Below are 13,950 nucleotides of genomic sequence, written 5' to 3'. Positions count from 1 at the left end.
AGGTTCAAATTTTATTTCTGCATCATGGCAGGAACCTTGTTGCAGTTTTACCAACCAAAAAAGCAAAATTATGAACAAGGAAATGCTATTAGAAAAACTGGCAGCCTGCATCGCGGCATGTAATCACTGCGCAGATGCGTGTCTGGAAGAAGAACATGTGCATCATATGGTCAACTGCATCCGTACGGACCGCGTTTGCGCGGCGGTGTGTACGGCGGTACATCACGTGGCCGCGACCCAATACACCAACATTGTTGATTTGCTTGAAGTCTGCATCCGGATCTGTGACGAATGTGCAGCAGAGTGTGAGAAGCACGAACACGATCACTGCCGCGAATGTGCCCGTGCCTGCCGCGAATGTGCGGAAGCTTGCCGATCATTTATGAATTGATTTTTGGGAGCCGGGAACCTGCTTTCGCGGCTCGCTTTTTCCCTGGGGCGGCGAAGCCGCCGCACCAGGGAAAAGAGCTCAAACAAACCGCTCAATCAGGGCTAAATAAAAAACCGTGTCAGGCAAAGCACTTGACACGGTTTTTATATAAATGGATTAATTGTTTATGGTCTCCAGTCTAACTTCTAACTTCTAACCTCTAACTTCTAACCATCTACATATTCCTTCTGTACATACCACCCACTTCAAACAGCGCATTGGTAATCTGACCCAACGAACAGTATTTTACCGCTTCCATCATCAGTTCAAACAAGTTTTGCTGATTGATGGCGCCATGCTGAAGGGATTTCAGCGCGTTTTGGGTATTGGCGGAATTGGAACTTTGGTAATTGTGCAGGTTTCTAATCTGCATCTGCTTTTCTTCCTCGGTAGAACGGATGACTTCTCCTGGCAATACAGTTGGGGAACCGTCCTTCCCAAGGAAAGTGTTCACACCGATAATCGGATATTCACCCGTATGTTTCAGCCATTCGTAATGCATGGATTCTTCCTGGATCTTGGAACGCTGGTACATCGTTTCCATAGCACCCAGCACGCCGCCTCTTTCCGTGATCCTGTCAAATTCCGCATAGACAGCTTCTTCCACCAAATCGGTTAGCTCTTCGATAATGAATGAACCCTGTAGTGGATTCTCGTTTTTCGCCAGACCGAGTTCTTTATTGATGATCAGCTGGATGGCCATCGCACGTCTTACCGACTCTTCAGTTGGCGTCGTAATGGCTTCGTCATAAGCATTGGTATGGAGTGAGTTACAGTTGTCGTAGATGGCGTAAAGTGCCTGCAGAGAAGTCCTGATATCATTGAAGTCAATTTCCTGCGCGTGCAGCGAACGACCGGAAGTCTGGATGTGATATTTCAGCATCTGGCTTCTTTCGTTGGCGTTGTATTTTTCGCGCATTGCTTTGGCCCAAATTCTTCTGGCTACACGCCCGATCACAGCATATTCCGGATCGATGCCGTTGGAGAAGAAGAACGATAGGTTTGGAGCAAAATCGTTGATGTCCATGCCGCGGCTCAGGTAGTATTCCACATAAGTGAAACCGTTGGCCAGGGTAAAGGCCAGCTGCGAAATTGGGTTGGCGCCCGCTTCAGCAATATGGTAACCTGAAATGGAAACCGAATAGAAGTTCCTTACTTTTTCTTTGATGAAGTATTCCTGAACGTCACCCATCAGCCTCAACGCAAATTCCGTGGAGAAAATACACGTGTTCTGTGCCTGGTCTTCTTTCAGGATATCCGCCTGGACAGTTCCGCGAACGGTTGCAATAGTTTCTGCTTTAATTTTAGCATAAATATCAGCGTCCAGAATTTCATCACCGGTAAGTCCAAGTAATTTCAAACCTAAACCGTTGTTGCTTGGTGGCAAGTCGCCGCTGTAAGTTGGGCGGTTCAGTCCTTTATCGTCGAATTTTTCTTTGAGTCTGGCCTCAACTTTATCCCAAAGGTTATTTTCCTCAATATATTTCTCACAGTTCTGGTCAATGGCGGCATTCATAAAGAAAGCCAGCAGCATCGGCGCCGGACCGTTGATGGTCATAGATACCGAAGTCATGGCATTTACCAAATCAAAACCGGAGTAAAGTTTCTTCGCATCATCCAGCGTAGCGATGGAAACACCCGCGTTACCGATCTTACCGTAGATATCCGGTGGTAAAGCCGGATCCTGACCATAAAGCGTCACCGAATCAAATGCGGTGGAAAGCCTTTTGGCGTCCATCTCCGCCGAAACATAATGGAATCTTCGGTTGGTCCTTTCCGGTCCGCCTTCGCCGGCAAACATTCTTGTAGGGTCTTCACCTGTTCTTTTAAATGGGTAGATTCCCGCAGTAAAAGGGAAGGATCCGGGAACATTTTCCTGGCCTTTCCAACGGATGAGGTCGCCCCAGTCCTGGAATTTTGGCAAAGCGATCTTTGGAATCTTAAGGTGTGACAGTGTTTCAGACTTGGTCTGAACTTTAATTTCTTTTCCGCGCACAAAGTAAGAGTAAGTATCCGCTTCCAACTCTTCTTTGAAATGATGCCAGCCGTGCAGGAAGGCTGCGTTTTCTTCGGAAAGTTCTTTTTTGGTTTTCAGGAAAACTTTTTCAAGCTTGTCATGCGTATGCTGATCGTCCTGGATAAGTGCTTTCGCGCCCTCCACGAGGTACATCTTCTTGGCGATGAGTGCCTGGTTTTCTACTTCTTTATCGTAAGCACGGTTCGTGTCCACGATTTCAGACAAATAACGGACTCTTTTCGGCGGAATGATGGTCGTTTCTTCTGAAACATTCTGCTCCACATATTCGCTGAGGTTTAAACCTTCAAACTTCGCGTTAACTTTTTTAATAAGTTCATTATAAAGCTCTGTAGTTCCCCAATCGTTGAACTGGCTGGCTTTTGTGGAATATACGGGCATTTCTTCCAGCGGCTGCTCGAAGAGTACATGGTTTCGCTGATATTGCTTTTTAACGGCCTGCAGCGCGTCCAGCGCACCGCGTTTGTCCGATTTATTCAGTGCGATAAGGTCGGCATAATCCAGCATGTCAATTTTCTCCAGCTGGGTAGAGGCGCCGTATTCCGGCGTCATGACGTACATGGAAACATCAGCAATTTCAGTAATTTCCGAACCGGACTGTCCAATACCTGAAGTTTCCAGTACGATGACATCGGGTTTTGAAATTTTCAGGACATTTAAAGCCGAATGGATATACGGCGAAACTGAAACATTATTCTCACGCGTTGCCATCGAACGCATATAAACACGCGCGTCGTTGATGGAATTCATCCGGATCCTGTCGCCAAGCAATGCACCGCCTGTTTTTTTCTTGGACGGGTCTATGGAAATGATGGCGATTTTTTTCTCAGGGTTGGACCTTAGGAATCTTCTCACAAGTTCGTCAGTCAATGAGGATTTCCCTGCACCGCCTGTACCGGTGATGCCAATAATCGGGATTGTGGAATTTTCAGCTCTGGCGTCTATTTCTTTAACCAAATCGGTTTTGCTTTCGGAGAAATTTTCAACCGCTGAAATCACTTCAGCAATCGACCTGGCATCGTCAAAGCTTATTTTATCTAAATTTTCTACGGTAACATTTTCTCCCGTCGCGTAGTCGGATTTCTGAACTAGGTCGTCGATCATGCCCTGCAGGCCAAGTTCACGGCCATCATCCGGAGAATATATTCTCGTAATCCCATAATCCATCAGATCTTTAATCTCTTCCGGAAGGATTACACCTCCACCGCCGCCAAATATCCTGATGTGAGAGGCGTTTTTCTCCTTCAAAAGATCGTAGATATATTTAAAATACTCGTTGTGTCCACCTTGGTAAGAAGTTAGCGCAATGGCATTTGCATCTTCCTGCACCGCACAGTTCACTACTTCCTCAGCAGATTTGTCGTGGCCCAGGTGAATCACTTCTACGCCCGTGGCCTGGATCACGCGGCGCATGATATTGATGGCAGCATCGTGCCCGTCGAAGAGCGCAGCAGCAGTTACAATCCGTATTTTGTTTTTAGGAGAATATTTTTGGGTTTCCATAAGTAATTTCGATAAGGTCCAAAGATAGGTTTTTTTGAAATTTTAGGAAAACAGAAGAATAAGGAAGAGAGAGAATTCTCCCTTTTTAAAGGGAATTTTCAGCCTGACAATGGGAAATTCAGACATAAAAAAACTTCCGAAATAAATTCGGAAGTTTTGTAGCCCGTAGGGGAATCGAACCCCTCTTACCAGAATGAAAATCTGAGGTCCTAACCGATAGACGAACGGGCCGGACGCTTTTTATATAATTAAGCCAGTTTGTTAACGTGCTTAGTTAATTTGCTTTTTAAGTTAGCCGCTTTGTTTTTGTGGATAATGTTTTTCTTCACCAATTTATCCAACAAAGAGATTACTTTTGGCAATTGCTCTGTAGCAGCAGTCTTATCCTCTTCATTACGCAGTACCTTCAAAGCTGTTCTAGCAGTCTTATGATAGTATCTGTTTCTTAGTCTCTTCTTTTCGTTTTGTCTGAGTCTCTTCAGCGCTGATTTATGATTTGCCATATCCTTTTAAAAACTTGGGTGCAAAGATATAAAATCTTTTTAAGTTACAAAATATATTTTCTTTTTTTTCTAAATTTTCTATTCTTTAGTAGCCTATAGGGGAATCGAACCCCTGTTGCAAGAATGAAAATCTTGAGTCCTTACCACTAGACGAATAGGCCTTTGTTTTAGGGACTGCAAAACTATCAATAAACTTTTAATCCTGCAATACCGAAAAGTCTTATTTTAAAACTTTTTCGATGACGGTATTCTTGATTCCTTTATCCTCCAGTGTTTTCTGCATCTTCACAGCCTCTTCCAGTGTGCTGAAACGTCCGTAAGTGTAGTAAAACTTGCCGTTTTCCTTGGTACGCGTAATATCTTTCACTGTATTCAGCATATAAGAATTTGAACTGAGTTTTTGCGCAGTCACGGCCAACTCTAGTCTGTAATAACCTACACCAAGTTTTTGATTAGGCACAAATGAGATAGAAGTCGCGTTTCGGAAGCCGGCATCTTTGGCAGTTTTCAGGTTATTATCCCGCACCGACGCGAGATTGGTAGTGCTGTAATAATATTTATACATGCCGTTTTCTTTTATTGGCAGGATATAGTTTAATCCTTTCAGTGCCGGATCCGTGCTGGTATATTTAGTAGGTGTAGACATCAATAATATGCGGAAGTCATTCTTCAACGGTTTTTCTTCCGGTTTTTCCACTTCGCGGGGCGCTGATGCAGACCCGTTGCGTTCCAACGCTTTTTTATAACTCAGCACCGCCTGGTAAATACTTTCCGCAATCTCATCCTGACCTTTTTCTGAAGCCAGATAAACCGCCTCGTCATAATTACTTACAAAGCCTGTTTCGATAAGCACCGATGGCATTGCATTCAGTCTCAGCACGTGAAGGTTTTGCTGCTTCACCCCGCGCGAAAAGCGCTTGTCTCTCTTCACGAAGTTTTCTTCTACAAAACTCCCGAAAAGAAGGCTGCTCTCGAGATACTTGCTTTGCTGTATTTTCAGTGCAATGAGCGATTCCGGAGACTTCGGGTCATAGGATGCGAACATCTCACGGTCTTTCTCATCCAGGAAGATCACGTCGTTTTCTGCCTTTGCAACTTCTAAATTGGTTTTGTTCTGATCCGGTCCCTGCACGAAAGTCTCGGTTCCGTAGGGTGAAGTTTTCGTATTTGCATTTACGTGAACGGAGATAAATAAATCTGCTTTACTACGGTTTGCCAATGTTGTACGCTCCGTAAGCGATGGATATTCGTCGATTTTCCGGGTGTAGATCACTTTGTAATCTTTGTTTTTCTCGAGCATACGGCCCACCTTCAGCACGACGGACAGCGTAATATCCTTTTCGCGCACCGTTCCCAGGTCACCGTAATAACGGTTGGCTCCATGATCTGAACCGCCATGACCCGCATCGAGCACGATGGTGAATTTCTTTTGAGCGAAACTGAAAATGGAGAATAAAATGCCGAAAAGGAGAAAATATTTTTTAGGAGAAAAACTGGAGTTAATCATCTTCAAAGTTTAAAATTTATGCTAATTTTGACCCCAAATTCCACAAAAACAACGCATTGGTCAAAACTGGCTTCAAAAATATATTTCTATTCCTAATAATCCTAATTTTTAACAATATTTTAGCAAATATACATGCTCAAAATTTGTCTGAAAATAAGGCACTTAACGATACCGCAAGAGTCGCTGATACACTGAAGGTCACACCTGAACAACTTCAGGCAGTGGTAGAATCGAAGGCGGAAAACATCCGGAATGACATCCCTAAAAAGATGACTTACCTCAACCGCAAGGCGCAGGTAAAATATCAGGATATGCAGATCGATGCAGATTATATATCGATCGACTGGAACAAATCTTTGATCTTCGCGCGCGGCGAGCTCGATTCTCTGGGCCGCATAAAAACCCCGGCCGTGGCCGACCAGGGCGGTAAAAAGTACGAATACGACGAATTTACCTACAATATAAAGACGCGCCAAGCTATTGCCTTCAATGCCCGAACGGAGGAAAGCGAAGGTGTGATCATCGCGGAAAGAACCAAAAAATACAATGATTCGGTCTTCTATATGCGTCGCGGAAAGTACACCACAGACGAATATTTTATCCAAAAGAAAGATACGATCGCCGATTACTATCTGTTGGCGCCCAACATCAAACTTATCAAAGGAAAAGATAAATCACAGGTGATCACCGGGCCCATCCAACTGTATGTGGAGCAGGTTCCTACCCCGCTCGTCATGCCCTTTGCCATTTTGCCTTTCTCCGACAAGCGCAGCGCGGGGATATTGATCCCGAGTTTTGGTGAGCGTGAAGATGTAGGCTTTTTCCTTAACTCTTTGGGATATTACCAGCCGATCGGTGACCATTTTGACCTTAAAATACTCGCAGATATTTACACAAAAGGCAGCTGGACATTAAGGCCCGAGGTCAATTACAAGAAAAATTACCGCTACACCGGCAACTTTTCCGCGGATATAGGTACTACAATACGTGGCATTAAAGGACTTTCAGATTATTCGAAAACCGGGACCTACCGTATCGCCTGGCGTCATCAGCAGGATGCGAAAGCCAACCCATTCCTTACATTTGCGGCCTCAGTAGATGTGGTGAGCAACAAATTTTACAACAATACGGTAAACAACAATTACGCATTCAACCAGAACAACCTCAACGCACAGCAAAACTCCAGTGTCAGTGTTGTAAAACGATTCCTTACGCTGCCTGTTACCATCACTGGAACATCATCATATTCGCAGAACTTTTCTACAGGACTCGCAGATCTGAAACTTCCGGTACTTAATGTAGCCATTAACCAATTTTATCTGTTCAAGCCGAAAACCGGCATCAGACAGGGATTATTAGAAAACATCACCGTCAATACAGGCCTGAATTTTAACAATTACGTTCAGACCAATGAGAACGAGCTATTTACCGGTGCAATGTGGGATAAAATGCAAACCGGTCTTAAAAATAATATCGTTCTTGGAACCAATACCACAATTGCTAAATATTTCACCTTCTCACTAAACGCAAACGTAGATAACGCACTGACTACCAAATCACTGTCGCGCGCTTATAACCCTGTAACCAATAATGTAGAAGATACCTTTAATAAGAAAATCACCGGCTACTCTTCCTTTTCCACAGGTGCCAGTCTTCAAACTGTACTTTACGGAATGCTGAATTTCAAAAGAAGTTCGGCTGTGCAGGCAATCAGGCACATGATGACACCGCAGATAGGTTTCACGTACTCGCCCGATTTTTCTACGCCGGGATTTGGGTATTACAAAAATTACTACAATGACCGTGGAGAGATGACGCCCTACTCCATTTTCGACCGTGGAATCATTGGATCGCCGAATTCCGGACTTGTGCAGGCACTGAGTTTTTCCATCAACAACAACCTGGAGATGAAGGTGAAATCTAAAAACGATTCTGTAGGCACACGCAAGATCAAGATCTTTGAAAGCTTAAATTTTAATACGAATTACAACTTCGCTGCACCTTCAAACCGTTGGTCCATATTTTCATTTAATGGTCAGACGACAATTTTTGAAAAGCTGAATATCAATACAGGTTTGAATCTTGAACCCTACGAAATCACGTTCGCACCTGGCGAGAATATTGGTGTAAGGACTGAGAATTTCGGTCATTTCAGTGTTCAGGGTTTCAATGCGCAACTTTCTTATCCGCTGAGCAGCGATATCTTTAAGAAAAAAGATGCGGAAGATATCTCCAAAAAATACACGAAGAAGGGTGAGATCCGGAATGAGAACTATTATTTCGATGAGGATAACTATTCACAGTTTTCACAACCCTGGACTTTAAATATCAATGCGCAATACAGCTACACAAGAAGTCTCACACGTTTCGGCAACAAGATGGCTTCAATTGGGCTTGACGGCAGCATAAAACTCACGCCTTACTGGAACATTACCGGAAACCTATACTATGACGTGATTTCAAAGGAAATCGCCACAACACAGCTAGGTTTCTCACGTGACCAGCGAAGTTTCACCATTAATTTCAACTGGATCCCGTACGGCCCATATAAAGTGTACGATTTCTTCATCGGCATCAAAGCAAATATTCTTCGGGACGCGCTGAAGTACAAAGACCGCAGCTTTAACCAGCCGAACGCGCCATTCTAAGAATATTTTTGAAAGAATTAAACATTAGTTTATATTTGCCACACAATAATTTGATATGAAAACTATTATATCTACTCCTGACGCTCCGGCTGCAATTGGTCCGTATTCGCAGGCCAATCTCGCCAACGGAATACTGTACATTTCAGGCCAAATACCGCTAAATCCGGAAACCGGAAAACTGGTAGAAGGCATAGACAAGGAGACTCACCAGGTGATGAAAAACCTGCAGGCCATCTTAAGCGAGGCAGGACTTTCATTTAAAAATGTGGTGAAGGCGACGATTTTCCTTAAAAATATGGATGATTTTGCGGTAATGAACGATATCTACGCGTCCTATCTGGATGCTGATCATTATCCGGCACGCGAAACGGTACAGGTTTCATGCCTGCCAAAAAATGTGGACATCGAAATATCAATGATTGCACATCAATTCTAAATGAATTTCCTTCGAAATACGATAGGGGTACTGGTAGGGCTCGGTGTAGCGGGTGTACTGATCTCACTTGGCGTGAGACTCAATTCGGCCTGGATTACTTACGATGAGTTCGCACCGTTTCAGCATTGGGAAACACTTCTCATGGCAATGGAGCATAAACCTTACTTTTTCGTAGCACTGCTCATTTCTTCAGGTATTGCAGCAACGGTAGGCGGCGTCATCACGGCTATCATTGTGAAATACGCAAAAGTTGCCTATGCAATCCTCATTGGGTTCATCCTCCTGTTTATAGCGATGCTGGACATCATAATTTTTCCCTATCATCCCACTTTCTACAAAATTTTGATTTTCCTCACTTTCTTTCCGTTTTCGTGGATTGGCGGGAAGATCACTGAAGTTATTTACGAGCGGAAAAAACGCCGACTCAAGCGCCAAATGCATAGAAAAAGCGCGGCCCAGTAAGAGTCGCGCTTTTTTATATTGTTACCAATTATTTAAGGCATCTTGAAACCACGTGTTGTGATTCTGCCATATTCGTCCACATATTTTACCTGAACGTTACCGCTGTAACCCTGAAGGATTTTTTCTACATCTTTCTGAGAGTTTACCGGTTTCCCGTTCACTTCCACGATGATGTAATTGTCTACCACACCAATCTTAGCCATCTCACTTCCGGAAACAACATTCTTCGCGATCACGCCACTGTTTAAACCATAATCTGTTTTGAATCTGTCGCTTAACGGTTCAAATTCTGACCCAATTTTTTCAGTTACGGTAAGATCGGCTTTACTTCTAAAGCTTGTTCCGCCACGCTCATCACGAAGCGTCACATCTACGGTGTTGCTGCGGCCGTTTCGGGTGTAGGTCACCGCTACTTTGTCCCCCGGACGTTTGCTGCCCACTGCGAAAGACAAGTCATAGTAACTGGAAATCACCGTGTTGTCAACTTTAGTAATGATATCACCAGTTCTCAAACCTGCCGCCTCAGCGCCGCCTTTAGCTACAACCTGAGTCAAATAGACACCTTCGCCGGCTTTCAGATTCGTTTTATTTTGCTGATTGTAAGCAGTTACTTGGCGCGTATCAGAAAGGTCAAGCGTATTCACACCTAAGAAACCACGCTGTACAAGACCAAATTTCTTGATGTCTTCAACAACTTTTCTGGCAAGATTTGAAGGTACTGCAAAACCATAACCTTCATAATATCCTGTCTTCGATGAGATCGCAGAGTTGATACCGATCAGTTCACCATTAGGATTTACCAAGGCTCCTCCAGAGTTGCCCGGATTAATAGCGGCATCCGTCTGGATAAAACTCTCGATTGGTGTTCTTGATTGCTGGCTTAACAGATCAATGCTTCGGCCTTTTGCGGAAACGATACCGGCTGTTACAGTAGAGTTCAAGCCCATCGGGTTTCCAACAGCGAGTACCCACTGCCCGACTTCCACATTATCAGAATTTGCAAAATTAAGGTAAGGCAAGCCTTTTTCTTCGATTTTTAGAAGTGCGATATCTGTTGTAGGATCCGTTCCTACAAGGTTTGCAACGTATGATTTTTTATTCGAAAGCACCACTTCGAGTTTGCTGGCACCTGCGATCACGTGGTTGTTTGAAATGATATACCCGTCAGGCGAAATGATCACACCAGAACCCATTCCAGAGGGCATATTTTGAGGTGGCTGCTGCTGTTGACGTGGCTGTCCGCCAAATGGATTCCCAAAAAAGAGGTCGAACATATCCTGTTCGCTGCGGCGGTTTGTGCGGTCCGCGTAGTTTTTAATACTCACTACAGCCGGAACCGTCATTTTAGAAGCTTTCACGAAATCTTCACCAACGCCCGTCATATTAAATGACGCATATCTCGCATCGCTGTTCTTCGGCGCGAAATAGGAAAAGTCGGAATCGCTGTTTTTTTCGTTAAAATAATTGATGGCACCAAAAGTAGTAGCGCCGGAGATAACACCTACGAAGGCATACGGAATTAGTTTTTTTATAATGTTCATCTTCATAAATTTATTTCGATTTTTCGTTTTGCGATTGTCAAATTTAATGCTAAATAAGTAGAGATTATTACAGGATAGTTTCAGTTTTAACTAAACCTTAACAATCATTGGCTATTTTTAGTGTTAGCACACACGTTTGATTCAATTCCAGGCTAAATGTTAAAGGCATTAATGTCTTTTGCACTGCCGTTTTGTCATATTTCGCTCATTTATATAATATTTCGCTACTTCAAAGCATTTGTTTAAATTTGGAACTCTCACGAAATTATGAAACTTAACATTAAAAACGAAACCGGCCGGCTAAAATCCGTGGTGCTCGGTCTTCCAAACTCTATGGGACCTGTGCATGCCTTGGAGCACAGCTACGATGCCAAATCTTATCACTCCATACAAAACGGGATCTACCCACGCGAAGAAGACATCATCATGGAAATGTCTGAATTCGAAAAAGTACTGCTTAAACATGATGTAGAAGTTTTCCGTCCGCACCTGATCCACGATTACAACCAGGTTTTTGCACGTGATGTGGCCTTCGTCATCGATGATAAAATGATCATCTCAAACATCATTCAGGACCGCTATAATGAGCAGGATGCTTACCGAAAAATCTTCGCGCGAGTTGGCTGGAAAAATATTATCAACCTGCCAGATTCAGCGCATATCGAAGGCGGCGACGTGATCATCTGGAATGACTTTCTGTTTGTAGGGACCTGTTTTTCTGAAGATTACCGAAATTATAAAACCGCGCGTACAAATGAATACGCTATTGAAATATTAAAAGAATACTTCCCAAAAAAACGTATCATCGATCTTGAACTCACCAAAAACGACTTTGACGCTTTCTCCGGAATTCTACACCTCGACTGCACTTTCAATCCTGTCGGAAAAGACAAATGCATCATTTACAAAGACGGCTTTGTAGATGAAAGCGATTACAGATTGTTGCTCGATATTTTTGGCGAAGAAAACTGTTTCCACGTGACCAAAGAGGAGATGTTCGAGATGAACCCTAATATTTTCTCCATCGCGCCCGATATTGTGGTGTCTGACGGAAGTTTCACACGCATGAATGAGCACTTGCGCAACGAATGGGGAATGACGGTGGAAGAGATTCCGTACCGTGAAATCGCCAAAATGGGCGGTCTACTGCGCTGCTCCACCCTGCCGCTGGCCCGGGAATAATCAGGATATCAGCTTTTTAATATCTTTTATTTCGGCGGCACTGGCGAGAGTGTCATATTTCAGAATTGCCGAGGAATGAAAGCTGGTTGCTCCGGTGAATTCTTTGATTTCAGCCACGTTTTCAGACCTTACGCCGCCTCCGATGAGGATTTCAATTTGATTGGAATATTTCCCGATCAGCTGTTTTAAATTTTCCTTGCCTTCCATCGCGCTCTTTTTTCCGCCCGAAGTCAGTACAGTCTTAAAGCCAAGCCCAATCAATGTTTCCACCGATTTGTCGAGATCCGCCGTGCGGTCTACAGCACGGTGAAAGGTACACGGAATACCAGCTGCAAGTGTGATAAGTTCAGCATTTCTTTGCACATCTACTTCGTTCTGAGGCGTTAGGATTCCAAAGACAAAACCGTCTGCTCCCGCTTCACCGAATGAGATGATGCTTTTTTTCATCTCAATGAATTCAGTCTCAGAATAATAAAACGGGCCGCCTTTGGGTCTGATCATCACATAAACCGGTTTGCTGAACGTGCGTTTCAGATGCAGGAACTCATAAAAATCCGGCGTTGTGCCGCCCAGTTCCAGATCAGTGCAGAACTCGATTCGGTCTGCCATGGAGCGCAGTGCAGTCTCGGCGGAAGTCATTTCAAAACAGGCTATTTCTAACATTTACCTTTTTTAATTATTGTCTTTAAATTTAAGTATTTTTGCCCGACTTCAATTTTAACTCTTAAAATAAAATTCAGCATGCAGACAGCCAGTACGGTTCTGATGATTGAACCTGTAGCATTTGGATACAACGAGCAGACGGCTCTGAACAATTATTTTCAGGTAGAGCAGACCGGCAACGATATCCAGGAAAAAGCGCTCGGTGAATTCCGAAATTTCGTAGAAAAACTGCGCAGCAAAGGCATCAACGTAATCGTGGTGAAAGACACGCCGGAGCCGCACACCCCCGACTCGATTTTCCCAAACAACTGGGTGAGTTTTCACCCCGACGGTATGGTGCGCCTGTACCCAATGTTCGCCCCAAACCGCCGTGTAGAGCGACGTCCGGACATTCTGGAAAGATTGAAAGCTGACGGTTTCAAAATAGAAAATGTAGAAGATTATTCGCATTATGAAAATGAAAACAAGTTTCTGGAGGCAACCGGAAGCATCATTTTCGACCACGACTACAAGATTGCCTACGGGTCAGTTTCTATGCGGCTTGACGAAGGGCTCTTCCGTGAACTTTGTGATAAAATGGGATACACGCCGGTGGTTTTTCATTCTTACCAAAATGCCGATGGCGAAAGATTACCGATTTATCACACCAATGTCATGATGTGCGTTGCTGACGGTTTTGTGGTGATTTGCCTGGACTGTATCGACAGCGAGCTGGAACGTGAAAAAGTGCAGGAAGTCATTAAATCTACCAATAAGGAAATCATTGAAATTTCCGAAGACCAGCTGCAGCAATTCGCGGGAAACATGCTGCAGGTGCAAAGTGAGGACGGGAAAAAATATTTGGTAATGAGCCAGACCGCCCACCAGTCGCTGAACGCCGAGCAAATTGAAAAAATCAGGAAATATTGCGAAATCTTATCAGCCGATTTAGCAACAATCGAAACCAACGGTGGCGGAAGCGCGCGATGCATGCTTGCAGAAGTGTTCTTGCCAAAAGTTTAAAAACAAATATCGTTTTACAACCACAAAATCCACGGCGC

11 protein-coding genes and 2 tRNA genes are annotated in these 13,950 nt (G+C 43.9%); 6 read left to right on the top strand and 7 right to left on the bottom strand.

Features of this window, described 5'->3' with window-relative positions; all coding sequences use genetic code 11:
- Window positions 1-70: 70 nt before the first annotated feature.
- Complete coding sequence (locus tag H9628_RS04225; protein WP_251832865.1) at window positions 71-391, top strand: four-helix bundle copper-binding protein; 321 nt, start codon at window positions 71-73, stop codon at window positions 389-391.
- Between the two features lie 214 nt (window positions 392-605).
- Here H9628_RS04225 and H9628_RS04220 read toward each other — a convergent pair whose 3' ends face one another.
- From H9628_RS04220 to H9628_RS04200, 5 genes are all read right to left on the bottom strand, one after another.
- Window positions 606-3,968, bottom strand: coding sequence for a methylmalonyl-CoA mutase family protein (locus tag H9628_RS04220; protein ID WP_251832864.1), 3,363 nt, complete (start codon window positions 3,966-3,968; stop codon window positions 606-608).
- Between the two features lie 159 nt (window positions 3,969-4,127).
- Window positions 4,128-4,199 (bottom strand) — tRNA-Glu (locus tag H9628_RS04215).
- Window positions 4,200-4,216: 17 nt separating this feature from the next.
- Window positions 4,217-4,471 (bottom strand): 30S ribosomal protein S20, encoded by a 255-nt coding sequence (gene rpsT / locus H9628_RS04210; protein ID WP_015806952.1) that lies wholly within the window; start codon window positions 4,469-4,471, stop codon window positions 4,217-4,219.
- 89 nt (window positions 4,472-4,560) lie between these two features.
- A tRNA-Glu gene (locus tag H9628_RS04205) sits at window positions 4,561-4,632 on the bottom strand.
- A gap of 59 nt (window positions 4,633-4,691) precedes the next feature.
- A complete protein-coding gene (locus H9628_RS04200; protein WP_251832863.1) occupies window positions 4,692-5,978 on the bottom strand; it encodes an N-acetylmuramoyl-L-alanine amidase family protein in 1,287 nt (428 codons plus the stop codon).
- 56 nt (window positions 5,979-6,034) lie between these two features.
- On the opposite strand from H9628_RS04200, the gene H9628_RS04195 reads away from it, so the two are divergent.
- Genes H9628_RS04195 through H9628_RS04185 form a run of 3 tightly spaced genes read left to right on the top strand, consistent with a single transcriptional unit; the run spans window position 6,035 to window position 9,524 of the window.
- Complete coding sequence (locus H9628_RS04195) at window positions 6,035-8,626, top strand: putative LPS assembly protein LptD (RefSeq protein ID WP_251832862.1); 2,592 nt, start codon at window positions 6,035-6,037, stop codon at window positions 8,624-8,626.
- A gap of 55 nt (window positions 8,627-8,681) precedes the next feature.
- Complete coding sequence (locus H9628_RS04190) at window positions 8,682-9,062, top strand: RidA family protein (protein WP_251832861.1); 381 nt, start codon at window positions 8,682-8,684, stop codon at window positions 9,060-9,062.
- Window positions 9,063-9,524 (top strand): hypothetical protein, encoded by a 462-nt coding sequence (locus H9628_RS04185; RefSeq protein ID WP_251832860.1) that lies wholly within the window; start codon window positions 9,063-9,065, stop codon window positions 9,522-9,524. It abuts the gene before it with no gap.
- Window positions 9,525-9,556: 32 nt separating this feature from the next.
- Here H9628_RS04185 and H9628_RS04180 read toward each other — a convergent pair whose 3' ends face one another.
- Complete coding sequence (locus tag H9628_RS04180) at window positions 9,557-11,071, bottom strand: trypsin-like peptidase domain-containing protein (protein WP_251832859.1); 1,515 nt, start codon at window positions 11,069-11,071, stop codon at window positions 9,557-9,559.
- 261 nt (window positions 11,072-11,332) lie between these two features.
- Between H9628_RS04180 and H9628_RS04175 the strand changes: the two genes are divergently transcribed.
- Entirely contained in the window at window positions 11,333-12,247 is a 915-nt protein-coding gene (locus tag H9628_RS04175) for a dimethylarginine dimethylaminohydrolase family protein (RefSeq protein ID WP_251832858.1), read from the top strand.
- Here H9628_RS04175 and H9628_RS04170 read toward each other — a convergent pair whose 3' ends face one another.
- Window positions 12,248-12,910, bottom strand: coding sequence for a copper homeostasis protein CutC (locus H9628_RS04170; protein ID WP_251832857.1), 663 nt, complete (start codon window positions 12,908-12,910; stop codon window positions 12,248-12,250). It lies immediately after the preceding gene.
- Between the two features lie 78 nt (window positions 12,911-12,988).
- Here H9628_RS04170 and ctlX point away from each other — a divergent pair, with 78 nt between their 5' ends.
- On the top strand, window positions 12,989-13,912 hold the full coding sequence (ctlX, locus tag H9628_RS04165) for a citrulline utilization hydrolase CtlX (RefSeq protein WP_251832856.1): 924 nt from the start codon (window positions 12,989-12,991) through the stop codon (window positions 13,910-13,912).
- The last annotated feature ends 38 nt before the right edge of the window (window positions 13,913-13,950 follow it).

The organism is Kaistella pullorum (assembly GCF_014837035.1).
In the GTDB taxonomy this organism is placed as follows: Bacteria; Bacteroidota; Bacteroidia; order Flavobacteriales; family Weeksellaceae; genus Kaistella; species Kaistella rhinocerotis.
This window is presented reverse-complemented; position numbering and strand designations above follow the sequence as displayed.